At 50.4% G+C, this 19,876-nt stretch carries 34 protein-coding genes and 1 tRNA gene; 17 read left to right on the forward strand and 18 right to left on the reverse strand.

Annotated features, from left to right (window positions below; translation table 11 throughout):
• Positions 1-33: 33 nt before the first annotated feature.
• The 12 genes from J8X26_RS19685 to J8X26_RS19740 all read right to left on the reverse strand — a co-directional run bounded on the left by J8X26_RS19685 (position 34) and on the right by J8X26_RS19740 (position 7,709).
• The gene (locus tag J8X26_RS19685) at positions 34-564 is read right to left on the reverse strand and encodes a hypothetical protein (protein WP_208951682.1); all 531 of its coding nucleotides are present in this window, start codon (positions 562-564) and stop codon (positions 34-36) included.
• Between the two features lie 9 nt (positions 565-573).
• Positions 574-768, reverse strand: coding sequence for a hypothetical protein (locus tag J8X26_RS19690; RefSeq protein ID WP_208951683.1), 195 nt, complete (start codon positions 766-768; stop codon positions 574-576).
• Positions 761-1,012, reverse strand: coding sequence for a hypothetical protein (locus J8X26_RS19695; RefSeq protein ID WP_208951684.1), 252 nt, complete (start codon positions 1,010-1,012; stop codon positions 761-763). Before J8X26_RS19695 ends, J8X26_RS19690 begins: the two co-directional genes overlap by 8 nt.
• The gene (locus J8X26_RS19700; RefSeq protein ID WP_208951685.1) at positions 1,009-1,404 is read right to left on the reverse strand and encodes a hypothetical protein; all 396 of its coding nucleotides are present in this window, start codon (positions 1,402-1,404) and stop codon (positions 1,009-1,011) included. The genes J8X26_RS19695 and J8X26_RS19700 overlap by 4 nt, the downstream gene beginning before the upstream one ends.
• 43 nt (positions 1,405-1,447) lie before the next feature.
• Complete coding sequence (locus J8X26_RS19705; protein WP_244370704.1) at positions 1,448-2,518, reverse strand: RecT family recombinase; 1,071 nt, start codon at positions 2,516-2,518, stop codon at positions 1,448-1,450.
• 10 nt (positions 2,519-2,528) lie between these two features.
• On the reverse strand, positions 2,529-5,177 hold the full coding sequence (locus tag J8X26_RS19710) for a RecE family exodeoxyribonuclease (protein ID WP_208951686.1): 2,649 nt from the start codon (positions 5,175-5,177) through the stop codon (positions 2,529-2,531).
• 113 nt (positions 5,178-5,290) lie between these two features.
• Complete coding sequence (locus tag J8X26_RS19715) at positions 5,291-5,665, reverse strand: hypothetical protein (protein ID WP_208951687.1); 375 nt, start codon at positions 5,663-5,665, stop codon at positions 5,291-5,293.
• The gene (locus J8X26_RS28065; protein WP_208951688.1) at positions 5,662-5,850 is read right to left on the reverse strand and encodes a DUF1482 family protein; all 189 of its coding nucleotides are present in this window, start codon (positions 5,848-5,850) and stop codon (positions 5,662-5,664) included. The genes J8X26_RS19715 and J8X26_RS28065 overlap by 4 nt, the downstream gene beginning before the upstream one ends.
• 326 nt (positions 5,851-6,176) lie before the next feature.
• Positions 6,177-6,353 (reverse strand): hypothetical protein, encoded by a 177-nt coding sequence (locus J8X26_RS19725; RefSeq protein WP_208951689.1) that lies wholly within the window; start codon positions 6,351-6,353, stop codon positions 6,177-6,179.
• Positions 6,354-6,610: 257 nt separating this feature from the next.
• Entirely contained in the window at positions 6,611-6,910 is a 300-nt protein-coding gene (locus tag J8X26_RS19730) for a hemolysin XhlA (RefSeq protein ID WP_244370707.1), read from the reverse strand.
• Positions 6,907-7,305, reverse strand: a complete 399-nt coding sequence (locus J8X26_RS19735; RefSeq protein ID WP_208951690.1) for a hypothetical protein — start codon at positions 7,303-7,305, stop codon at positions 6,907-6,909. Before J8X26_RS19735 ends, J8X26_RS19730 begins: the two co-directional genes overlap by 4 nt.
• Positions 7,305-7,709 carry a helix-turn-helix domain-containing protein gene (locus tag J8X26_RS19740; RefSeq protein ID WP_208951727.1) on the reverse strand — a complete coding sequence of 135 codons (405 nt, stop codon included), beginning with the start codon at positions 7,707-7,709 and terminating at the stop codon, positions 7,305-7,307. Before J8X26_RS19740 ends, J8X26_RS19735 begins: the two co-directional genes overlap by 1 nt.
• A gap of 82 nt (positions 7,710-7,791) precedes the next feature.
• Between J8X26_RS19740 and J8X26_RS19745 the strand changes: the two genes are divergently transcribed.
• Genes J8X26_RS19745 through J8X26_RS19755 form a run of 3 tightly spaced genes read left to right on the forward strand, consistent with a single transcriptional unit; the run spans position 7,792 to position 8,677 of the window.
• On the forward strand, positions 7,792-8,022 hold the full coding sequence (locus J8X26_RS19745) for a Cro/CI family transcriptional regulator (protein ID WP_208951691.1): 231 nt from the start codon (positions 7,792-7,794) through the stop codon (positions 8,020-8,022).
• Positions 8,006-8,434, forward strand: a complete 429-nt coding sequence (locus tag J8X26_RS19750; RefSeq protein ID WP_208951692.1) for a toxin YdaT family protein — start codon at positions 8,006-8,008, stop codon at positions 8,432-8,434. Before J8X26_RS19745 ends, J8X26_RS19750 begins: the two co-directional genes overlap by 17 nt.
• Positions 8,435-8,446: 12 nt before the next feature.
• The gene (locus J8X26_RS19755; protein ID WP_208951693.1) at positions 8,447-8,677 is read left to right on the forward strand and encodes a hypothetical protein; all 231 of its coding nucleotides are present in this window, start codon (positions 8,447-8,449) and stop codon (positions 8,675-8,677) included.
• A 284-nt stretch (positions 8,678-8,961) separates the two neighbouring features.
• Here J8X26_RS19755 and J8X26_RS19760 read toward each other — a convergent pair whose 3' ends face one another.
• A complete protein-coding gene (locus tag J8X26_RS19760) occupies positions 8,962-9,189 on the reverse strand; it encodes a hypothetical protein (protein ID WP_208951694.1) in 228 nt (75 codons plus the stop codon).
• A gap of 80 nt (positions 9,190-9,269) precedes the next feature.
• Here J8X26_RS19760 and J8X26_RS19765 point away from each other — a divergent pair, with 80 nt between their 5' ends.
• The 11 genes from J8X26_RS19765 (at position 9,270) to J8X26_RS19815 (ending at position 15,747) form a co-directional block, all read left to right on the forward strand.
• On the forward strand, positions 9,270-10,349 hold the full coding sequence (locus tag J8X26_RS19765; RefSeq protein WP_208951695.1) for a phage replisome organizer: 1,080 nt from the start codon (positions 9,270-9,272) through the stop codon (positions 10,347-10,349).
• Positions 10,258-10,785 carry a replication protein P gene (locus tag J8X26_RS19770; RefSeq protein WP_208951696.1) on the forward strand — a complete coding sequence of 176 codons (528 nt, stop codon included), beginning with the start codon at positions 10,258-10,260 and terminating at the stop codon, positions 10,783-10,785. The genes J8X26_RS19765 and J8X26_RS19770 overlap by 92 nt, the downstream gene beginning before the upstream one ends.
• Positions 10,786-10,912: 127 nt before the next feature.
• Complete coding sequence (locus J8X26_RS19775; RefSeq protein WP_208951697.1) at positions 10,913-11,470, forward strand: hypothetical protein; 558 nt, start codon at positions 10,913-10,915, stop codon at positions 11,468-11,470.
• Entirely contained in the window at positions 11,467-11,880 is a 414-nt protein-coding gene (locus J8X26_RS19780) for a hypothetical protein (protein WP_208951698.1), read from the forward strand. Before J8X26_RS19775 ends, J8X26_RS19780 begins: the two co-directional genes overlap by 4 nt.
• Before the next feature lie 408 nt (positions 11,881-12,288).
• Complete coding sequence (locus J8X26_RS19785; protein WP_208951699.1) at positions 12,289-12,438, forward strand: Hok/Gef family protein; 150 nt, start codon at positions 12,289-12,291, stop codon at positions 12,436-12,438.
• Positions 12,439-12,765: 327 nt separating this feature from the next.
• On the forward strand, positions 12,766-12,960 hold the full coding sequence (locus J8X26_RS28070) for a hypothetical protein (protein ID WP_208951700.1): 195 nt from the start codon (positions 12,766-12,768) through the stop codon (positions 12,958-12,960).
• A 57-nt stretch (positions 12,961-13,017) separates the two neighbouring features.
• The gene (locus J8X26_RS19795; RefSeq protein ID WP_208951701.1) at positions 13,018-13,614 is read left to right on the forward strand and encodes a DUF1367 family protein; all 597 of its coding nucleotides are present in this window, start codon (positions 13,018-13,020) and stop codon (positions 13,612-13,614) included.
• A complete protein-coding gene (locus J8X26_RS19800; protein WP_208951702.1) occupies positions 13,611-13,898 on the forward strand; it encodes a DUF1364 domain-containing protein in 288 nt (95 codons plus the stop codon). Before J8X26_RS19795 ends, J8X26_RS19800 begins: the two co-directional genes overlap by 4 nt.
• Complete coding sequence (locus tag J8X26_RS19805) at positions 13,898-14,593, forward strand: bacteriophage antitermination protein Q (protein ID WP_208951703.1); 696 nt, start codon at positions 13,898-13,900, stop codon at positions 14,591-14,593. The genes J8X26_RS19800 and J8X26_RS19805 overlap by 1 nt, the downstream gene beginning before the upstream one ends.
• A gap of 141 nt (positions 14,594-14,734) precedes the next feature.
• Positions 14,735-14,811 (forward strand) — tRNA-Ile (locus tag J8X26_RS19810).
• 369 nt (positions 14,812-15,180) lie between these two features.
• Positions 15,181-15,747 (forward strand): DUF3828 domain-containing protein, encoded by a 567-nt coding sequence (locus J8X26_RS19815; RefSeq protein ID WP_208951704.1) that lies wholly within the window; start codon positions 15,181-15,183, stop codon positions 15,745-15,747.
• Here the strand turns inward: J8X26_RS19815 and J8X26_RS28075 are convergent.
• The 4 genes from J8X26_RS28075 to J8X26_RS19835 are packed head-to-tail and all read right to left on the reverse strand — an operon-like array spanning position 15,738 to position 18,109.
• Positions 15,738-16,157 (reverse strand): ogr/Delta-like zinc finger family protein, encoded by a 420-nt coding sequence (locus J8X26_RS28075; RefSeq protein WP_374101292.1) that lies wholly within the window; start codon positions 16,155-16,157, stop codon positions 15,738-15,740. The two genes, J8X26_RS19815 and J8X26_RS28075, sit on opposite strands and share 10 nt — an antisense overlap.
• Positions 16,063-17,115, reverse strand: a complete 1,053-nt coding sequence (locus J8X26_RS19825; RefSeq protein WP_208951706.1) for a phage major capsid protein, P2 family — start codon at positions 17,113-17,115, stop codon at positions 16,063-16,065. Before J8X26_RS19825 ends, J8X26_RS28075 begins: the two co-directional genes overlap by 95 nt.
• Positions 17,116-17,123: 8 nt before the next feature.
• Positions 17,124-17,363 (reverse strand): hypothetical protein, encoded by a 240-nt coding sequence (locus tag J8X26_RS19830; RefSeq protein ID WP_208951707.1) that lies wholly within the window; start codon positions 17,361-17,363, stop codon positions 17,124-17,126.
• Entirely contained in the window at positions 17,360-18,109 is a 750-nt protein-coding gene (locus J8X26_RS19835) for a hypothetical protein (protein WP_208951708.1), read from the reverse strand. The genes J8X26_RS19830 and J8X26_RS19835 overlap by 4 nt, the downstream gene beginning before the upstream one ends.
• Positions 18,110-18,278: 169 nt before the next feature.
• Here J8X26_RS19835 and J8X26_RS19840 point away from each other — a divergent pair, with 169 nt between their 5' ends.
• From J8X26_RS19840 to J8X26_RS19850, 3 genes are read left to right on the forward strand one after another with little or no spacing between them, the layout of a single operon-like run.
• The gene (locus J8X26_RS19840) at positions 18,279-18,461 is read left to right on the forward strand and encodes a hypothetical protein (RefSeq protein ID WP_208951709.1); all 183 of its coding nucleotides are present in this window, start codon (positions 18,279-18,281) and stop codon (positions 18,459-18,461) included.
• Positions 18,458-18,784, forward strand: coding sequence for a hypothetical protein (locus J8X26_RS19845; RefSeq protein WP_208951710.1), 327 nt, complete (start codon positions 18,458-18,460; stop codon positions 18,782-18,784). The genes J8X26_RS19840 and J8X26_RS19845 overlap by 4 nt, the downstream gene beginning before the upstream one ends.
• On the forward strand, positions 18,781-18,975 hold the full coding sequence (locus tag J8X26_RS19850) for a hypothetical protein (protein ID WP_208951711.1): 195 nt from the start codon (positions 18,781-18,783) through the stop codon (positions 18,973-18,975). Before J8X26_RS19845 ends, J8X26_RS19850 begins: the two co-directional genes overlap by 4 nt.
• A gap of 423 nt (positions 18,976-19,398) precedes the next feature.
• Here J8X26_RS19850 and J8X26_RS19855 read toward each other — a convergent pair whose 3' ends face one another.
• Entirely contained in the window at positions 19,399-19,713 is a 315-nt protein-coding gene (locus J8X26_RS19855) for a hypothetical protein (RefSeq protein ID WP_208951712.1), read from the reverse strand.
• Positions 19,714-19,876 lie beyond the last annotated feature (163 nt).

The raw sequence follows: 19,876 nt of genomic DNA on the forward strand, positions 1-19,876 counted from the left end.
CACGCTGACCGGTACCGTTTTGATTTTTAGAAATCAGTTCTGATTGTCTGGCTCGTCACCAAACTTTGGCGCTGCAGCCAGCATGGCTGCCCAGCACAATTTCGCGCGGTGTGCGGCCTGAGCACATCCACTCATGGCGTCGTACTCTTCCCATACATCGCGTGGGCTAAATGACTCATCGGGTTTGGATTCAAAGCCATCAATGACCATGCTTTCTGTTGGTTCAATGGGTACCAACTGCCAGCCTTCTGGCACAACCGGAAACACCGGGGTGGTGAAAAGCTCAATTAGGCCGGTTACTTTACCGGTCTCAATCATCCAGTCGGCAGGCCGCTCACGTGAAAGCTCATTACGCCAGTCTTCAAAACCCGATGTAGTTTCACATCCTGCATATCTGTATGCGAAAGCAAACGGTACCTGCTCACCTTTCGCTTCACGTATGGCGATCAGTTCGTCAAATGCCGCGGCTTGTTCTTCTGCAAACTCACGCAATTCAGGAATTTCACTATTCAACCAGGAAATATTCGCCCGCAGATCTTTCAGTTTTTCAATGCTCAGTTTCATGGTTTTACCTCAACAAAATCCACATCCAAGCCGATAGCCGTGTAGTTTGATATTGCTGTTCTTGAGATGGTGGCCGAGTGATGCTCTCGCCTCTCGCTCTGCCTGTTCCCGTAATTCTTCAAAGCTGGCTGATGCCTCCCAGCCGCCGACATGCACGCTGACAGACAGCTGCATGTAAACTTCTGCAGTTAGACGTTTAGCCATGGTTGCCCGCCTTACCTTCAGCCTTAAGAACCATCCAGCTACCGTCAGGTAGATCCCAACTAATTTCCCCGCCCTCAGCCATAACCAGTTGCCAAACCAGCTGCGCCGCCTCGTTCGTCACGTCGCAGCCGTGGTCATTTCCAACACGTTGACGCTGGCCTTCGACGGTATCTTTCATTTTTGCAAGTTGGATGGTCTTGGTTAGCGGGGAAAAGCCCAGCTGCAATTTCGCTGTGTTGCTCATGACGCATACCCCAATTCTTCAATCTGTCTTTCTTTCCGTCCACGATACCAACCGCGTTTTATCCAGCGGCGAGCTTTCCGCATGGCATCAATATCGCTACGGATAATCTCCGGGAAGCCGCCGTATTTCACCGTGCGCGGGTGGTGATGGTTTTCAAATCCTTGTTCCTCACCAATTTCGACGATTTCTGAGCGGTAATAAGCCAGCCACTCCGAGCGGTTACAGGCTGGGCAGGGAATGTCCCCGCCGTTATCCATCCCCAATTCATCACCACTGTCGGCGTCCCACAAATAACCTTCGAAACAAATGCTGTCTGGGTAATGCGCGCCAAATTCATAACCCTGGTACCCGCAACTTTTTGTCTCTTTTTCAGTGTTGGATTTATCAATCATGATTTATTCCTTCTGCAGCCCGGCGCTAACCGGGCTGGTTTAATCAGTTCTGAAATTCAGGCCGCAAGTCGTCGAGGATCACCTGCAGTTTTTCAATGTCGTCAGCGCGCAAATCACGGTCTGAGCGGTTGATAAATGCCTCGGCTGCCTGGAAGTCATCCAGAGATCGACACTTGCTTAACATCTCGTTGGCTTCTGCTGCTACGTTAATCTGCTGATAACGTTTAAAGACTTTGCCTTTCAACTCCGTGAAAGCATCGATCCCAATTTTGGCTTTGAACTCTTCAATTTCGGTGCGAATCTTCGTGGCCGTTTCAATGGTCACGGCATCCTCGATGGCGGCGCGGAAATCTGCAATCAGGTCATTAGAAGCAACCGGCGGGGCAGTAGTTTCTTTCCGGGGTTCGGGCTGGCGATCTGCCATTTGGCTGGCGCTCATGCGTACCGGCTTAGATGCAGGATTGACAACCTTCTCGCAGCGCTCTTCCAGTTCATCAACGGTGTAAACGCCTAAAATCACCTCGGGGCAGTAGAGTCGCGCCCATCGCTTAACAGCCAAATATGCCAGCTGCTGGCGCGGGTCATCAGCCCACAAGGTTGAATTCCTGGTGCGGGCCTGTGCTAATAGCAAAATCAACTCACGAGGTTCTTCCTCGCCTTTTAAGGTGGCCCAAACGCGGATACCGATTCCTTCCTCATCGGTCAGCTTCCAACCGGGAGTTCGATACTCCTGACCTTTATCATTTTTTCGAATATCAAATTTGCCGATCACCTTTTCCCAGGGACCAAACCAGTCATAATTTATTCGGTCTATGAGTGGTCCGCGGGTTGAGATAACCGCGTTTACAAGCTGCGCTTCATAACCGAGAACGCCGCCGACTGTGAAAGTTTTCTGCGCTACTGCAAACGGGTTCATTTGCCATTGGGCAGCCTGCATGGCGATCGCCATACAGTCAGCAGGATTGTTTCTCAAGTGGTTGGGCACTGTTGAAACGCCACTCGCCATGACCTGCGCAAAATTACTGATCGCGGTTAAATATTGCGGATTGAACAGCGCGATGTTGGCGTTCGTTACCGGGTTTTCATTTTGGTCTGAAACAGTAATGTTGTTCATTGTGATCCCCTTATGCCAAGCGCAGCGCTTCCATACGGCGCTGGTCGAAGTCATTTAAGTCGTCTGTAATTTCTTCTGTGATTGGAGCGGGCCAAACGCCGGTGTCGAAGCCGGTTTTGATATCCCGCATCGCTTTTTTGTATTCAAGTCTGCCGAGTTCCAGCAAATCAACGGAAGCCTCGACGATGGCGATCCAGTGGTAACCCTCGTCTTTGTTCACAAAAATCCAGAAGAATTGATCAAAGGCTGCCACGTCTGAATACATGGCAGCGGAAAGGTGATAATCCCGGTCGATGATTTCACGATGCAGTCTGGCGCGGAGTGAGTCCTGTTTAACTCGGCCCATCGTGGTGGTTTTCAGATCAAAGCCTACGCGCAAGCCGTTCATATCAATTTCGAGATCCGGGCGTACCCTGATTTCCAGGCCAGTATCTTCATCGATGCTGAAATAGCTCACTTCAACGGCGCGATTGGGGTGTTGTAACAGCGATCCAGCCGATGGGTGATTTAACAGTGCCTGCTGGATGGCTTTGCCATGCTGCATCTGGCGTTGGGAAACTGGTGTGCGTTTATCCCCGCCGTTCTGCCATTGTTCGATAAGTTCATCGGCGAATACCGCACCTGGGTTAACGCTGCGTACGGCGATAATGAGATCTTCTTTCTTTCCTGTTACGTTAAGTGGCTGCGGTTTGGCGCGTTCCAGTGCGACGACATTTGGGTAAATGGTTTCATATGCATCGAGCAATGTTGAGTAACTGCCTGAGGTTTTGACTGGTTTCTCAAGGGTGGCATTAAACTCTTTGATACAGGCCTTCATTGCAGTTGCAGTTGCTTTGGCATCGCCAGGGATTTTCTGAAATTCAGCAGGTAGGCACTGATAAGAAAAACCGACATCTTCAAGATTGCCTTCCGTTGAGCGAAGCGGCGGGAGGTTTGCGTTATAAGCCTCCAGACCTTCTTTCAGCTCGTCGGCCGTCATTAGCGGTGTCAAGGTGGCGTTATAGGTTTCAATGTATGCACGCATACTGGCAGTATTGGTAAAAGCGTCTTCGGGGACAATTGGCTCGATATTAAAATCTGCAGACAACTGGTCTGGTTCGAGTGCCAATGTGTGAACCAACGATCCGAATGAGAGTGCTTCGGTACTTTCGCGTGAAATAGTTTTTGCAACGTGGCGGGCATTGAAATACATCGGGCTGATCCGAGCATCTTTAACCTGTGTGCTGCTGATGCCGTTTGCAGCGTGGTACACGTCGTTTGGGATATTGTGGTAACGCCCCGGTTCGAAATAGGAAGGGGTGTTTACCGGCTCAACCGCAGTGATGGTGGCGGTTTCTTCCTCAGTGGTAAACGTTTTGGTGACTTCGGTACCGGTATTTACCATTTCGGCGCTTTCAGTTTCCAAAACAGCTGAATTGGTTTCCATTTCCGTCTTTTTGGTTTCCATTTCTGCCGTTTCGGTCACCAGTGCAGTAGTTTCCTGCGTTGTTTCCAGGCTCGACAGTGGGGAGTTTTCGAAAAGTTTTGCCACGGTGAACTGGCCTTTCCCAAGGCTCTGCACTTCGCCAGTACCGGTGCCGACCACTTTTTCTTTTTCACCCTCATTTGAGGCGGTACCAGCGGGGTGATAGTCGGGCAGGAGAGGGTGGCCGTGAAGCTTGCTGACGACGTATTCCCGGCGTGCAGCTGCATCCTCGATCAATTTGAGATTTTTATGCCCGTCGGCCATCAGTTCCCACAGCTCGCCGCTGGGAATGAATTCAATACCCGGCACGCAGCGATATTCTGTGTTCCAGGTTCGCCAGGTAGGATCTCGACTTTCAACCAAATCTTTGGCTTTTCGAACATCAGCAGCTTTCGCCTCCACGGGATTGACACCCAGCACATGCAGCGCTGTTTCTCGTTCACGTTCTTCTGGTGAGCGAGGTTCTGCAGCCACGGGTGCTGCATCTACTGGCACCAGCTTCACCACGGATTTGCGTATCCAGGTATTCACAGTTGCTTCGCGCTCCTCGTGTTTTACGGAAAGGAATGCCTGAGAAAAATCTGCTATTTGATTGATGGATGGCGCTTCTTTCAGTGGCGGCCAGACAGATTTAATGGCGCCGATGACGGTGATCACCAATTCAGGGAAGCACTTTTGAAGATTGGGAATATCGCCCAGGCCGGTTAACAGGTTGCCGAGGTAGATATCATGTTTGTTATCGATCTGCGCGTTGACGGTATCCAGCTGTTCAGACGATATCTGCAGGCTTGCAGAGCCAAACAGGTACGCACCCGTAACACGGTGTGGCAGATCGAAATCTGTAGCGAAATGCAGCGCGGGTTCTTCATCGACCGGCGGGAACGACGTGGAGTTATTTTCTGCTGGCGCTGGTTTGGTTGCGCCGGTGATCACCTGCCAGTCATTTTTGTCATCGAGCTGGTACCGGCTGCACCAAGTTGCATCAAACACACCTTCTTCTGGCAGGTCATCGTAAACAGGGAAATTGGTGCGAACAGCTTTGAAATAGTTCTTCGGGTCGAGATCCGCATCTTCGATGTGATTATCCAGGTCACGGAGCGCCCGCGCGTCATTTTTTGCAGAGTAATAGATAAAAAGGGACGGTAATCCAGTTTTCTGTTTAGCCTTTAAATAATAGGAATATACGTTCTGCACTGTGTCTTTCTCCATTTATTATGTATAGAGTAAGAGCAATCAATGCGTCATTAACCCCTGATTGCTCTCAGTGTTTATTTTGAATTTACTTGTTTTATCTCTGCGTATTAGTGCTACTTACTTGTTTTACAGGCTGCACAGTTGTTACTGCATTTACGCGGGCGGAGTAAGTGTTGAATCACATCAAGAGCAGATACCTGTTTGCCAAAATAAGATTCAACTTGCTGGTCTAATTCTTGTCGTTTCATTTTGATATGAGCATCAGCGACAGATAAGTAAATATCAGTGATTGCATCCAATGCTTCGCCAGGGGAAGTGAACTCACCCAAATCATAAAAGTCAGTGCGTGCGCCCGTTTCAGTAATGATTACGCGAGCAATGCCGTCTTTGCCCGACATCGCAATATTACCCACAACAATATCGTTCACAGAGAAGCTTGCTACGTTATTTTCAGTGGCCGTTATTTCAACCTTAATAGATTTAATCATTTCACATTCCTTTCATTTAGATGTTGGATGGCTTCCACTTCATAGCAGTTGCCGTTAACGATACGTTTATCGAATATTACTTTTTCACATTCCTGCTTAGAGTCGTATACGTCATAAATAACGTCAGTACATTCCTGATGCGCAGAGCATGACATTACAACGAGTGCAAATAAAAGTTGGTGCATTAGATTCCCCTGATGCTGCTGGAATATTTATTGGTGACCAATTTATTATTAATGCCTGGATTTAGATCAAATCTCCGTTCCAGGCGACGGTGGTATCCTTACGGCTCTCAAACCAAGTAAGGAAATTCAATGTCTTTAAGCACTACTTGCCCAAAAATGCGATTCAACATCATTTGAAATTTCAGAAATTAAAATAGTTAGCTCTGAGAAAATAAGATTCATTCAGTGCTCTTACTGTGGGTGCGCAATATCAGCTATTCCCGTTCGATTCTCAAAAGTATTTGATGCACTCGAAAAGGAATTAGGCACTCACAAATAAGGCTGAATCATTCCCCAAATCCTCGATAATTTGTGATGGAGACGGCCTGATGTGCAAGGCGTAGAATGCGTTCTACGTCTTCTTCATCCAGCCCGTTATCTCGTGCCAGGCTGGTGGCGGTCAATGTTATGCGCTCCGCCAGGCTTAGAAGAATTGCGCTTTTTACCTGCTTCGTTTTTGTCACTTATCACCTCCGTCAGTGGTTGAACCCGTCATACCTTGCCGTCTTTCCGGCCGTCAGAACTTGTTTCTGAGAAATCACTGTGTGGTTTCGATGGGATGAAGTTAAGTTAACTTGTGTTTTCAGTCAAGAATTAAAATCAATAAAACTTGACAAAAAAGACATGAAAGCAGAGAAGGTTGTGATACATGCCTGAATTAGAACATAAAAAAACCGCCCTCATCTGGGGCGGTCATTTAAACTGAAACGTTTAGATGTGATTAAAAGATATATTTTGCAATTGCTAATGCTAAGCCGGTAGTGCCTAACAGTGTGGCAGCTAGCCACTTGGTTTGCCCACTAATTGACTTATGGAGTTCAGTGCGCAGTGTTGCTATATCTTCTTTGCTGGCATAGTTGGATTTGATTACAGCAATGTCACTCTTAAGATCATTCATGGATTCTTCAAGCTTTTTAATTCGCTCATCCATCATGTTCCCACCTCCTCCAGTGCCGCCGTTGGATACTTGTTCAGGGAAAAGATAATCAGGGTTTTCAACTATTTTCAGTTTAGCACTCATTTGAGTCCAATGTCCTTATCCTTTTCCAGCCACCCAAGGACCTTAGAGGCCAGGTGTCGGCTTACAAATCCGCAATTTTTGCATGCTACTTGAAATTGACAATCAAATGCACCAATCAGCCCATCGCCTGCATCAACGTAATAACACCTGAGGAAACGATATGAAACAAAATCACCATGTTCTTCAAGTTCAGCCGCTAGCTCATCAGGTGTTAGCGTTTCCGGATCACCCGTCAGCTCTGGAAAGCGCGTTGTTTGTGCTGGAACTAGCTCGGCACTTCCACATGATAAACAGTGAGTGTTAGCTCCTGAGTTTTTTAAGTAATCGGCGAACTGATTGGCTTTGATGGTTTCTAAACCATGTCTTCTTTTTTCTAACCACTGGTTTGTAATCATTATTTTTCCCTTCTCTTCCTTGCTTTAAGGAGTTCCTCGAAAAGTTTATTGAAATTTTCGACACGAGCTCGCAACTCACTTACCTGAGCCTGTTGTTCTGATTCAGGCAGCGCCCTAAACAGATTAATTAGTTCCTTTTCGGTCTCATCAAGTGTAAAGGCTAAAGGCCTTTTCTCCGGTGGTGGTGGGTATTTATCTTCGTCCCCAAACAATAGCCATGCAGGAGAGCATTGCAGAACACCGGCCAGAGAATGCAGATTCTTGCCTGTAGGCTCGGTTCTGTCTCCCTCCCACAACGATATTGTTGCGTAAGAAACCCCGGAAGCCTTTCCCAGCTCCCGTTGGTTATATCCCAGCGCCTTACGCCGCTGGAGAATTCGACTACCAATTGTCTCTTTACTCATAGCATTCGATATTAAGTTATCTTGACTTAATATTTCTTGATGTTTAATCTTGACAAGATTACTTAACATTGAGGTGTTTGTTGTGTTCAAAGAAGATGCAGTCCGGTTTTTTAATAATAACCAAGCTCTTTTAGCAAAGGCGGCTGGAGTGAGTTCGCAAGCCGTATCGCAGTGGGGTGATCTGGTTCCTGAGGGCCGTACCGCTCGACTTGTCGCGGCGTCTGGTGGTGCCTTGGTTTATGACTCTGCTGTTTATGATGCACATCGTAAAGCGAAACGTGAAGGGGAGCTGAATCATGAAAATCAAGCATGAGCACATTCGAGAAGCGGTAAAGGCTTGGGCTGATTGTCCGGGTGGGGAAAAAATACCTGCATCCGAGATTGTCGTTGCTTACCGCGCATTGGGCATGACAAATCCGAGTCTTTATGACGACGCGCACCCAGACGCATTGAGCCGGAATACACAAAAGATATTCCGCTGGATCGAGGGTGATACCCGCTCAGCGATAGCGAATATCCAGGCATTAATGCCTGCGATTGAAAAGGCTATGCCAAACGAACTGCGAGCAATCATGCGTGCCCATTCATCTGAACTGATACGTGATGTCGTCAAAAGGAAGGAGCGTGCAGACCGTGAATGGGAGGCCATGCTTGGTGCAATTATCGCTCTTGCTGACCAGGTATCTGGCAGTGGTCCTGCTGGTTCTGGTATGCGCGTGCATTAGCAAGGTGATCTGATGGCAAGTTTCACGAAAGAGCAGATGGAAAAGCAGATCCAGCTTCAACTCAAATCTAACGGCGTAGCTGAGAGTATTGCGCGTTCAGCGGCGACTCAGGCCGTCAAGCACTACATTCCGGGTCCCAACGTCAAAATAAACAAGTGGCTCGACCTGGCAAAGCAGCACATCAAGACGCTGAAACACATGCCAGATGCACCGGCACGGAAATCAGGGAAAGGGCGCAGATGAAAAAATTATCGTACTCCAATAAACAATTTCGGTATGGCGATATGCTGGTCACCAGGCCGTTTATGCGCGTACTGGTGCGTCAGATAGCCAGAGAACGCGCTGAGGTTGAGTTGGCACGTTTGAATCGAGCGTTTAAGCAAGTGGCAGAACACCAAGGGTGGGGCTTATGAAAAATTCAATGCAGAAAAATAGTGTCCCAAGCGCCAAACAGTTGAGAGCGTTGCTGGGGGAAACCCGTTTACAGCGCATACGTTTTAATTTGGGGTGGTATGCGCTGAGATTCTTCATTCCTGAGTTATTTCAGCCAACTGGCGTAAGCAGGACTTTAATTCTTCTGAATCTGCCTCGAAGAGAAACTCGAAGCGCTGTTCGGCAGCCGCGTGACCATATTCACGGTCACGATGGATGTCCGGAAAAAGATCTCCGCTTACGACAGAGAGGAAAACTTTTCCGGTACTAGGGCATTTTCTGAACGATAACGTTTTACCAAAATATTCTAGATGTAAATCCATGTCGAACCTCCTTCGGTTCTTTAGGTGTAGGAACCGTAAGGATATACCGAGGGTTGGTTCGGCACCAAACAGAGGTATGAATGGCTAATTCATGGCTGCGTCTTTGGCACGATATGCCGAACGACCCGAAATGGCGAACGATAGCCAGAGTGTCAGGCCAATCTATCGCGCTTGTTCAGGCTGTGTATTTGCAATTGTTGGTTAGTGCAGCACAGAACCCAGTAACGGATGTAACGGGCGTAACGTTACATGTAACGAATGTAACGAAAGAGGATATTGCGAGCTCGTTGGATGTAACGGAGGAGCAGGTGGAGAGCGTTACACAGGCGATGCAAGGAAGGGTGTTGGAGGGAGATTTACTCTCTGGTTGGGACAAGCGCCAAAGCCAAAGTGTCAATTACAAAAATCCCGGGAAGCCGCCAAAGACGGGGGCTGAGAGAGTAAGGGAATGCCGAGAAAGGAAAAAACAAGGGCAAGAAAAGCCGCATGACGTAACGGAGGGTAACGTTACGAAACGTTACGGTAACGGTGTAACGCCACAGATAAGAATAGATAAGAAAAGAAAAGATAAAGATCTAAAAGATAAAAACCTATTGTCCCATGGCGAAAAAAACGCCACAGGACCAGATGATGATTTTTTACCGTCTGGCGATGAACCGGCACCCCAAAAACCAAACGGCGTGACTCGGCACGAATACCCGCCGGAGTTCGAGGCTGCCTGGCAGGAATACCCACGGCGCCCCGGCAGCCCGGACAAACACGGCGCCCACAAAGCCTGGACAGCCCGAAAGCGGGAGGGCGTTACCGCCGAGGCCATGCTGGACGGAGCACGGCGCTACGCGGCGTTCATCGTGGCAAACGGAAAATCCGGCACGGAATTTATCCAACTGGCAAAAACATTTTTTGGGCCGTCCCGGCACTTCGAGGACGACTGGTACGTAAATCCTGAGGGGGCAAACCATGCAAAAATCGCTAATCCAACCAAGCAGCGCGGAAGTGCTGTTCAGCAAATCCTCGATGCACGGAATGCCGAGCGACAGCGACAGGGATTGGACCCTCTGGACAGCGATGGGCAGCCTGTTCGGGGATCGTTGGATCTCGAAGAACGGCGCCACGCCCTCGACGGCCTGGACAGCAGCGATTTCGAAATTCTCGGATGAACATCTGTCCTGGACGCTTAACCGGTTCGCCGAACGCTGTGCCGCTGGCAATCACTGGCCGCCGGATCTGGCTGAATTTTTATCCATCGGCGGGGAATTCAGATCAAACCCACTCGGCCTGCAGGTGCACGATGTCATGAACGAATACTGGCGGTATGTCCGGGATCATTGGCGGTATGACTCAACGGAATTGTTTCCATGGTCACACCCAGTCATGTACCAGATTTGCCCTGAATTGCGCAGGGAAGGCGCGCGCCGGAATCTGCCGGAGCGAGAGCTGCAAGCACTGGCAAAACGCCTGCTGCAAAAATGGATTAAACACGTGGAACTGGGACAGTCGATCCCGCCAGTTCGTAAAAAAATCACAGCGCCATCAGCACCAACCGGGCTTACCCCTGCGCAGCAAATGATGTCAGGAAAGCGATATGTCGAGTGAGCGGGAACCGGACGACCCCACCCAGGGTGCAGAACTGGATGAAGAACTTGAATGCCAGCTGCTGCAAACGCCAGCCGGGCGCTAGATGTTAGCGAAATCAAAATGGATAAACACTGAGGATTGACTGATGAGCACGACGATAGAAAAAATTTTGAATGAGTTGCAGGAAGTGGGAAAAGTAACGGCGCTGAACATTGCTGATTCGCTCGGGCTTGAGCCCGGAGTCGCTGTAGCGATGCTGAAAAATCAGGTCAAACAGGGCAATGCAGATTGCGTCAACGGGTATTTCAGCATCACCGAGAAGGGCCGGAAATATTCGCCAGATGCCATAGCGGAGAAACCAGTTACCAAGAAAAAATCGTCAAGAGCTGTAAAAACTCAAAAGGTCGCAGAAGTCACCGTAAGCGGTCGAATTGATAAACCGGTGCAAGTGAGTTCGGTAGAGGGAGAAAAGCCAGCAGTGGAGCAACCAGCCCCATTACCGTTGATTATCAATGCAGTACAGAAAGTAGAAACAACACCCGCAGTGATTTTTGCTGATCCCGACACCATGACGGTGACGCTGCCGACTATCGACTCACTGAGTCGCAAAATCAGGCAGCATGAGGGTGATGTACGCCGCCTGCGTAAACTCCGTGAGACGGTTCGCAGGCTTCAGCGCCAAACTGCAGGAGTCGCATTATGACCAAAATTACTGCGGCAGAAATCATCGATATCATGCTTGGGAAAACGCTGACGTATGCCGAACTGAGAAAGTTATTTGCTGAAAAATATCCTGATCGGGATCTCCCAGCGAGGGAGCTGTCACCTAAACTCCAGTCCGTGGTTAATTCGTTGATGCGCTCACCCTACGCTGACATTGCGCGGACCCCAGGTCGTGAAAATAAATATCACCTGGTGCATGTGTCGCCAGAATTTTATCGCGTAGGTGGCGCAAAGAAACCAAAGAAAAAAATGGATACCGGTAGTAGCCAGAGAATGCCGAAAGTTAGGCCGCAAATGTCTCCAGAGGATGCACAGTGTTGCCACATGGCCAGTCTTTTTAATCAGTTGCTGATGCCGGTTCGCCAGCGTTTTACCGGAGGTATTCAGTGATAAAAAATTTGATAAATAAAAGCTGGTTTTCTTGCTGGTTGATTACTTTCGTTGCCTGCCTTGCTCTGATGATCACAGTAATAGCGATAGCGCTCTCACTGGCTGCGTTCATAGAGTGGAATGTGGCACCGTACATTGCTGCGTACGACTGCCTGGGGGGGCGCGAGGTAAGGTTTCTTGTCGGGAGCTGCTTGGTTATGTCAACTGTGGGTGTGGGGATCATTAAATTTTGATAATGCGTGGCGGTTGGGTAGTATTGCGGCGGGTGCTTGAGACTTTCTGTCTTGAGCATTAGCAAAAGGCAGAAAGAGAAAAGCCCCGAGTCGATATAAATCAACCCGAGGCCCTCTTATGCTTCAGCAACATAAAGGTAGCCTCTTACACGCCGAAAGGCAAGGAGAAGCAACCATGAAACAGCCAACGGCGGTTTTGATCGCCATCATCGTTATAGCGGCAGCCTGCACTGCCATTTTAGCAATGAGGAAAGACCTCTGCGAGATCCACATCCGAAGTGGTCAAACGGAGGTTGCTGTTTTCATGGCTTACGAATCTAAGTAAGGAGCAACCGGCGGGGAGCAATCCCCGCCATTTGTTGTCGCCGCATGAGTTCTCAAGCACCCGTCCCCTCTAGAAAAAATCCCTATAAACATACGCATACCGATGTTCGCAGAATCAATCTCTAAGTTCTGCGTTCAAAACGGGGTGTTTTGCTGTTTTTATATACAGTGGTTTTCTGCTATCGTTCCTTCAATCGATCGGTGAAAACGATCAGTGTTACTAAATTGATCTGCGCTGCCTATTTGTTTTAAGTGCGTCAATGAGCTTAACTTCCGAAACGCGCGAAAGGATGCATAACAGGATAATTTTTTCCGCTGGAGAGATTACATGTATATTCCTGATGATCTAATCAAAGGGTTAGTAACAACAGATGGCCCTGTGTTGCTCTACTTTTGCGCTGGAGTTCCCACTTCTGGTTTTTTACTTCGTGAAGATGAGTTTGTTACCAGCTTGCGAACGTTTCAAGATGCGCGTAAAAAAGCAGGGCTTCCCCCTACAGAGTACCGAAGAAACAGACTATAATTAAGTTTCAGGTCTGAACAACCTACTGAAAAATCACTGCGTCCACCGGAGATAGCGATGGCGCAGTTATCATTTATCAAAGCAAGCAATAACACTCTGATACCCGCAACGCCGGATACCAGAGATTTTTTGCATTCTAAAATCAAGGTCGGCGACATACTGACCTCTGACTTCAAAAAAGCGCGCAATGCCCGCTTTCACCGTAAATACTTCGCACTTCTCAATCTTGGTTTTGAGTACTGGACGCCTACCGGCGGCGCTATATCCCCCGAAGAAAAATCCCTGATCCGTGGTTACGTAAACCATCTGGCTGAATATGCTGGTCATGGCGAAACGCTCAATTCTCTGGCTGTCGGTTATCTGAAAAAAGTCAGTGCGCGGCGGGCTGACCGCGTGACGCTGATTAAGTCGTTCGATGCTTTCCGGCGCTGGACTACGGTCGAGGCCGGTTATTACACAGAACTGGTAATGCCGAATGGTGTAACGGTCAAAGAACCGATCTCGATTTCCTTCGCGAGCATGGATGACACTGAATTTTCAGAACTCTACAAAGCCACGCTGAATGTGTTGTGGAATTTCATTCTGAATAAAACATTCAGCACCCCACAGGCTGCCGAGAACGCTGCGAGCCAGCTAATGAGCTATGCGGCATGAGCAAATTAACCAAAGCGGCGCGAGGGCGCGAATGCCAGATCCGGATTGTTGGCGTATGCAACGGAAACTCAGAAACCACTGCGCTTGCGCATTACCGGCTTGCGGGAACCTGCGGTACCGGCTGCAAGCCACACGATGAACAGGCCGCGTGGGCGTGCAGTGCATGCCACGACATCTGCGACGGGCGAACAAAATCAGAGTGGGATTACGACACCTTGCGGCTATGGCACGCGGAAGGCGTTATGCGTACTCAGCAGATTTTAAGGGAAGAGGGGATCATCTGATGAATGCGCAATTACTTGAGTACGCACGTATAGCACTACGCTTCGCCCTGGCTGATTTATCCGGCGGCACAAAAGGGCAGTTGCAGGCATTCGCTGAGCACCCGCCTGCTGATAAAAACCGTAATCCCCGTCAACCAATACATCTGGTAGATCTTGAGGATGGGCGGGGAGGTTATCGGCAGGTTAAGGCTGAAAACACGGCGCTGTACGTTTTGGAGACGCGCAGTCGTCGCCGACCGATGCCGCCGATGAATGAGTATGATTTTGCTATGTGTGGCTGGCGCCGCGCTGTGAATTCGCTGCCTGAGTATCAAAACGCCTGGGTGAAATACTGTTATGGCCATGACCTTAAATTTGCTCACCAGGTAGCTTTTTGCGAACACGTTTGGGCTGAATACGAAAGGAGGTTAGAGGGCAAACCACTGCAGGCAAAAGTGAAAAAGCGGCTGATCGCTTTAGTCTGGTTAGCAGCGCAGGATGCGGCTGCGAAGAATAGAAACGATACTTATACCGAGCTGGCTGGTACTGCACTGGGGAACCTTATGAGCATATCTCAGCAATGCTGGTCTAAGGTCTATGCGTCCCACTGGTCCGGTTTAAAAAATGCTTTTGAACGCTTGGATATTGATGTTTTGCGAACAGTGTTAAATCGGCTGACAGAGATTGAAATGGGCAGCCTATTGCAAAAGTTGTGAAAATAGGCCATATTTAAGGCCAATTTGATATGTTGCCAAATTTGTAAAAACCCGCAGATGTGCGGGTTTTTGCTTTCAAAAGATGCGCCGTATCGTCAGGAATTTGCCTTAAGTACCGTATGGTTATAGAATGCGCCGCTCGGCCCCTTAGCTCAGTTGGTTAGAGCGCGCGACTCATAATCGCTTGGTCGCTGGTTCAAGTCCAGCAAGGGCCACCAAATAAATCAATGAGTTACAATAAAAACACCACCTAACTCATTTCAACAAGGATACCTATAGGCTACTTCTGTAGCCTATAGGCGTGACTTAGTCATAGAAGGATCGGGTGATGTGGGATGTATCCAGAGCGGTGACACACTTACGCAGCCATGCCAGTTCTACCAGCACAGGTAATTGCGCCAAATATGTCCGGCAGGCTATTGAGGCGGGTGGTATTCATGTTATGAACACTCTCCATGCCAGGGATTACGGATTGCGTCTTGAATCTGCTGGATTTCGCCAGCTGCCAGATGGTAGCCATCCAAGAGCAGGTGACGTTGTTGTAATCCAGCCAATACCCAACCACCCTCACGGTCACATGGCTATGTATGACGGAAGTATATGGATCTCGGATTTCCGGCAATATCACGGTTTTTATCCTGGAGCTTCCTATCGGGCAATTCGTCCAGCCTGTAAGTTTTACCGGCATTCATAAGGCGGGCATAATGAAATTCAGACTTGTTTTAACTCTCTGCCTGTCATTTATATGCACTGCCCTGCCATCTGTCTCTCATGCTTCGACACAAAGCCCGGAGGCTTTCGTGAGGCAGTTTTATGAGTGGTATATCAACGCCGATAAAGGTACAACGCCAGCAGAAGACAGCGCGGATATGTACCGGTTTGTTGCAAAAGGAACGGCGGACAGGATAAGGGAAGATATACGGCGTGGAAGTTTGCCCGGTAATGTCGCCTACTTCACTAAAGTGCAGGACTATGATCCGGCGGAATGGCTTTTAAGCATCAATATCCATCCGGCACTGACTCTCGCAAAAGATAGCTCAATTGTGGGCGTCACATTCGGAAAAAATGAAAAAGTGAATATAGTGCTCTTTTTGAAAGAAGAGGGAGATCGCTGGAAAATAATCAAGGCCGATGACACCCTCCCTTACCCCTGATCCAACCCTGCTTTGAGCATTCCCGCCCCATCAACCGGCGGGCTGATAATTTTATCAACCTCAGTACGGGTGCGGAAGGAAATCCCACAGTAAAGATTATTGCACTGGTGGAACATTGCTCTAATACAGTGTTCATCATATTCAGTGAAGCGGCTGCGAGCGCTGGAACCACAATTGGGGCAACGGTAAGACATGATTTTCAAGCTCCTGGCGGGGTTTACACTGAGGGAAGGCAACCCTTCGTTTGCTGCCCCGATTGTACATCCGTACAGGCAGAGCGAAAAGGCCGGCGCCTTAGCATCCGGCCTGAGCTGGCTATTCGCTTTTACCGTCGCTTCCCCACACGATATTTTCCAGCAGGCAGCCACTGCCGTAATCCTCAACCACGTAAGCTTCGTTGCGTGAGTCATACACCGCTATCCGGTTATAGATTGATTCATCCTCAACTCGGCGGCGGTCAGTGCCGGTTTGCCAGTAAAAAGACAAATTCTCAAACGTGGTCACCAGCGCGGCATTATCCGGGAAGAATGGCACCTCATAGGCAGGCAGTCCGCCCAACGTCTGGTTTTCGGCCAACATCAGCCAGCTTAAAAGCTCTTTGGTGGGCGTTGCCACATTGCCCAAACCATTCACCAGCGGAAAATACTTTTGTGACAAAAGCGAACGCCCACAAATAACTACCAGGTCTTCCGAATCCACGAACCAGGGATCGAGCACCGCCTTGTAAGCGTCCAGGATAAGTGAATCCACAGTGCCATAGTCACCGCTGCTCTCGATCACATTATCGCGATTGCGGCGTGACACGGAAACACCGCTGATAACGCGCTGCGGGGAATGCTCCCGGTAATGCTGCAACCAGCCCGTATTAACGTCCTGCAGAAGCGGGTTTTTCTCAATGTTTGACCTGGCCGTGTGGGTAATGCCATGAAATCCGATCATGATGCGGTCAAGCGCCTGGCGGGTGATAATCTGACTGTCAATGCGCCCTGCAAAATCATCCAGCCCCGACCAGGCGTCAAGCTGGTCAAAACTGATAAAGGTATCGGTGTTGACCTGCTCACAGCGGTATCCGTTTTCATCCAGCGTGAAAACCGAGTGGGGATCACGGCGGCCGGTGGCGTTCGTCCCCGTCGAGGCAATCGGAGAAGATGCTCCTAACCCCAGCTTGTCCGCCTGCTGCGCATCGACCTCCACCACGTTAATGCGTCGCAATAAGTCTGCGCTGTCCTGCATTTTGTTGACCACGGTCTGCGCAACGGAGGCGGAGGCGGTGAATTGCAAGGCACCGTTTCCGCTTTCTACTGCTCCGCTGGCGTCGAGTTGTCCTTGCTTCCAGTCATTAAACTGCTGTCGCGTTTTGTTTTTCATGCCGCCTCTCAGTATTCCGCCGGGATAATATCGGGGTCACTTTCGCCGCTATTATTCTGCTGGCTGAAAAAATGGCTGTCGCGGTGCCTGCGCGTGGTGTCTACAAACGCGGTTGCATTTTCCGCCGTACCAAAATGCATCAAACCCGCATCACAGCAGGCCAATACGTGCTGTTGCAGCTCTGCGCCAGTGAGTTGAAAGCGCTGCCCTTTAAGGGTAATTGTCACCGTTTTTTTCATATTCATCATCGGCCCCCCATGCGTTCAAGCCCCATCGCCAGGCGAAGCCTGAACTCGTCACGAGTGCGCATAAGTGTTTCCTGAATTGGAGACGGGCTATAGCGCAGTGCTTTATTCACTTCAAACGGCAGTGTGCCGGGGAATGCCGCCAGTGCCGGGCTAACATCGGCGTTCTGCTCGATGGCCGCCTGAGCGATAGCCTGGTGTTCACCGCCGGCAAGACCGGCTACTTTATCGGTGATTTTCTCCAGCGCCTCGCGGTGCGACAGCCCGGCAATTTGGTAAAGGCCGATCAACTGACGCAGGGGCTGAGCGACCAGCAGCGGCAGGGTTTGCAGAAATTCTTCAAGCGCGGACGCGGCGGTATCGACGGCCAGCAGACGGTGGGCCTCCCGGTGGGTACTGGCGGCCTGACTGGCAAGCACGCGCAAATCCAGCACCTTAAGGGCCTGCGCCTCAATCAGCGGCACAAGGCGTTCTGCCCGCTGAGCAGCCTGCGCGATGGTGGCTTCCAATTCTTCCGCGGCGGCGGCAATCGTGCCGTCACCCACGGTCATCACTTCATCCCACTGGCGGCCGGCGTCGGCTGATTTGGCTTTTGCCCTGTCCTTCTCGGCCTGAAGGTTGTGAAGAACGCGCTCTGCGTCACACAGCGCCTGCCATGCCTGGTTGAATCCGTTACGGGTTTCCTCAAGTTTCATCACCCGCGGTTGGTGAGGTTCATTCTGCAACGGTTCGTTTTTCATTTGTGACATCGGTAATGCTCCTGTTTACTGTGTTTTCGTCGATAAAAGCGTGACACACCCGGAGGCCGAAAGCGTCAACTTGACGATGTCGGAGAGCGGCGACAGCTTAAAGTGAGGTTCACTTCTGGAAAATGTCCTTATGATGTGCAGACAGAATGACCACACAGGAGGCGGGAAAATGTCCGCACCACGACGCACGCGTAACACGGTGATGAAATCCATCCGCGTACCTCATGAAACTGACCAGATCATCAGTATGCTCAGCCAGCAGCGGGGCGAATCATGGGCGGGGTACGCAAAAAATCTGCTGAAAAGCGCCGCACGCGAGGCGCTCAATATCGGAACGAAGGAGCCGCGATGACGACGCAAACCCATAAGGTAAAAACCCCGTCCGCATTGAAAGCGGATGCCCGAAAGTTGTTTCTTTCCGGATTCAGCCCGGCAGAAGTGGCTGAACAACTGAACGTGAACATCAACACCCTTTACACCTGGCGACGGCGCGGTGGCTGGGAGAACTACAGCGGTAACGAACGGGCTTATGATGCGACGCTGCGGGCCTATCTGCGGCTGATTGAGCAACCCCCTGAAAGTTTAACGCCGCGCATACTGAACCTTCTTGAGCGATACGCCGGGCTACTGGCGACATTAGCCGCGACGGGAGACCGCAGAAAGGAGAGCGCATGAAAGAACGTAAACGCCAGCGTCAGAGAGATAACGCCTCCGCCCTGTCCTGGCGATTGACAGATATTTACCTCCAGTTGCTTGAGAAGGAACCGGAGGACACCACGCCGGCGGATATGGCACACATGGACCAGCTCTGTAAGCAAATATGCGAGCTGGAAGGAAGCGGGCGTTCCGGACGTGACAAAAACTGACAACTCGCATTGAACGCCGCCGCCCATTGCGGCGTTTTTTTTGCACCTAAAACAGGGCGTGACAACATGAACAATAGCCCTCTGAAACTGTCACACTTTAAACAATCAGGGGCTTTTTTCGTGACAAAAAAAGGGGCATGATTGTTCAGCTTTATATCCCATCCCGCCTTGTCTGGCCTGTCTTTCAGGTCTCTGAATACCCCGATTCATTGTTCGCTTTTTGTGACGCCATCGCCGCGTGCAGGCGTGGCGGGGGACAGCGCACGCAAGCACCCGCAATATGCCTCGCGCCACAACTTCGACGCATCACCCGTGAGCGGGCTTTCATGCCGTTGTGGCGACATTCCCGCCCCGTTTTCACGTTCACTCTCCCGGCCTATCTCCTGGCACAGGAAAGCCACACGCTGGCATAGACGGCCTCTGCTATGCCTTGAATGATTCGGGGCGCGGGTTACCTGGTGAACCGCCGCCGTAACCCCACGGCGTCGGGCTGACTGCCGGCATAGCGGCGAGCTTACTGGGTCTGGCAGCGCGAGGGGTGCTGTGCGCCATGCTGGAATGCACCGCCCTTTCCGGGCGGGCTACGGCGGCCACACCGTCGCAATCTCTGCAACATCGGTACACCGCCTCCCATGCGCTGCCGCGCATCCCACACACCGCAACGTCACGCCCTGCATCAGTGAGAAAAACTCTGGCGGCGGCACCGGCCATTACATCGCGGTAACCTCCGCACATCACAGCACGAAATGCTCACGCCCTGGAGACAAAACCACCGGACGCATCAGACGCGCTCAGACGCACGCCACGCGGTGCAATGGAAAGACACAAGCCAAGTCTCCTGCGCTGAGATGTCGCCCCATCGTGATGCACTCCGTGCGCACCCACTATCGGTAGAGGGGGT

The organism is Rahnella sp. ChDrAdgB13, from assembly GCF_017655185.1.
Lineage (GTDB): Bacteria > Pseudomonadota > Gammaproteobacteria > Enterobacterales > Enterobacteriaceae > Rahnella > Rahnella contaminans.

What these genes read in the sequence shown, in the direction of transcription:
- J8X26_RS28070 (WP_208951700.1), top strand. Translation starts at nt 12,766, where the DNA reads ATGTATATTCCTGATGATCTAATCAAAGGGTTAGTAACAACAGATGGC.
- J8X26_RS28075 (WP_374101292.1), bottom strand. Translation starts at nt 16,157, where the DNA reads ATGACTCACGCAACGAAGCTTACGTGGTTGAGGATTACGGCAGTGGCT.
- J8X26_RS19795 (WP_208951701.1), top strand. Translation starts at nt 13,018, where the DNA reads ATGGCGCAGTTATCATTTATCAAAGCAAGCAATAACACTCTGATACCC.
- J8X26_RS19750 (WP_208951692.1), top strand. Translation starts at nt 8,006, where the DNA reads ATGAAAATCAAGCATGAGCACATTCGAGAAGCGGTAAAGGCTTGGGCT.
- J8X26_RS19840 (WP_208951709.1), top strand. Translation starts at nt 18,279, where the DNA reads ATGTCCGCACCACGACGCACGCGTAACACGGTGATGAAATCCATCCGC.
- J8X26_RS19825 (WP_208951706.1), bottom strand. Translation starts at nt 17,115, where the DNA reads ATGAAAAACAAAACGCGACAGCAGTTTAATGACTGGAAGCAAGGACAA.
- J8X26_RS19700 (WP_208951685.1), bottom strand. Translation starts at nt 1,404, where the DNA reads ATGATTGATAAATCCAACACTGAAAAAGAGACAAAAAGTTGCGGGTAC.
- J8X26_RS19760 (WP_208951694.1), bottom strand. Translation starts at nt 9,189, where the DNA reads ATGGATTTACATCTAGAATATTTTGGTAAAACGTTATCGTTCAGAAAA.
- J8X26_RS19780 (WP_208951698.1), top strand. Translation starts at nt 11,467, where the DNA reads ATGACCAAAATTACTGCGGCAGAAATCATCGATATCATGCTTGGGAAA.
- J8X26_RS19705 (WP_244370704.1), bottom strand. Translation starts at nt 2,518, where the DNA reads ATGAACAACATTACTGTTTCAGACCAAAATGAAAACCCGGTAACGAAC.
- J8X26_RS19770 (WP_208951696.1), top strand. Translation starts at nt 10,258, where the DNA reads ATGGGCAGCCTGTTCGGGGATCGTTGGATCTCGAAGAACGGCGCCACG.
- J8X26_RS19685 (WP_208951682.1), bottom strand. Translation starts at nt 564, where the DNA reads ATGAAACTGAGCATTGAAAAACTGAAAGATCTGCGGGCGAATATTTCC.
- J8X26_RS19690 (WP_208951683.1), bottom strand. Translation starts at nt 768, where the DNA reads ATGGCTAAACGTCTAACTGCAGAAGTTTACATGCAGCTGTCTGTCAGC.
- J8X26_RS19755 (WP_208951693.1), top strand. Translation starts at nt 8,447, where the DNA reads ATGGCAAGTTTCACGAAAGAGCAGATGGAAAAGCAGATCCAGCTTCAA.
- J8X26_RS19800 (WP_208951702.1), top strand. Translation starts at nt 13,611, where the DNA reads ATGAGCAAATTAACCAAAGCGGCGCGAGGGCGCGAATGCCAGATCCGG.
- J8X26_RS19730 (WP_244370707.1), bottom strand. Translation starts at nt 6,910, where the DNA reads ATGAGTGCTAAACTGAAAATAGTTGAAAACCCTGATTATCTTTTCCCT.
- J8X26_RS19805 (WP_208951703.1), top strand. Translation starts at nt 13,898, where the DNA reads ATGAATGCGCAATTACTTGAGTACGCACGTATAGCACTACGCTTCGCC.
- J8X26_RS19695 (WP_208951684.1), bottom strand. Translation starts at nt 1,012, where the DNA reads ATGAGCAACACAGCGAAATTGCAGCTGGGCTTTTCCCCGCTAACCAAG.
- J8X26_RS19735 (WP_208951690.1), bottom strand. Translation starts at nt 7,305, where the DNA reads ATGATTACAAACCAGTGGTTAGAAAAAAGAAGACATGGTTTAGAAACC.
- J8X26_RS19850 (WP_208951711.1), top strand. Translation starts at nt 18,781, where the DNA reads ATGAAAGAACGTAAACGCCAGCGTCAGAGAGATAACGCCTCCGCCCTG.
- J8X26_RS19775 (WP_208951697.1), top strand. Translation starts at nt 10,913, where the DNA reads ATGAGCACGACGATAGAAAAAATTTTGAATGAGTTGCAGGAAGTGGGA.
- J8X26_RS19830 (WP_208951707.1), bottom strand. Translation starts at nt 17,363, where the DNA reads ATGATGAATATGAAAAAAACGGTGACAATTACCCTTAAAGGGCAGCGC.
- J8X26_RS19835 (WP_208951708.1), bottom strand. Translation starts at nt 18,109, where the DNA reads ATGTCACAAATGAAAAACGAACCGTTGCAGAATGAACCTCACCAACCG.
- J8X26_RS19845 (WP_208951710.1), top strand. Translation starts at nt 18,458, where the DNA reads ATGACGACGCAAACCCATAAGGTAAAAACCCCGTCCGCATTGAAAGCG.
- J8X26_RS19765 (WP_208951695.1), top strand. Translation starts at nt 9,270, where the DNA reads ATGGCTAATTCATGGCTGCGTCTTTGGCACGATATGCCGAACGACCCG.
- J8X26_RS19740 (WP_208951727.1), bottom strand. Translation starts at nt 7,709, where the DNA reads ATGAGTAAAGAGACAATTGGTAGTCGAATTCTCCAGCGGCGTAAGGCG.
- J8X26_RS19715 (WP_208951687.1), bottom strand. Translation starts at nt 5,665, where the DNA reads ATGATTAAATCTATTAAGGTTGAAATAACGGCCACTGAAAATAACGTA.
- J8X26_RS19815 (WP_208951704.1), top strand. Translation starts at nt 15,181, where the DNA reads ATGACGGAAGTATATGGATCTCGGATTTCCGGCAATATCACGGTTTTT.
- J8X26_RS28065 (WP_208951688.1), bottom strand. Translation starts at nt 5,850, where the DNA reads ATGCACCAACTTTTATTTGCACTCGTTGTAATGTCATGCTCTGCGCAT.
- J8X26_RS19785 (WP_208951699.1), top strand. Translation starts at nt 12,289, where the DNA reads ATGAAACAGCCAACGGCGGTTTTGATCGCCATCATCGTTATAGCGGCA.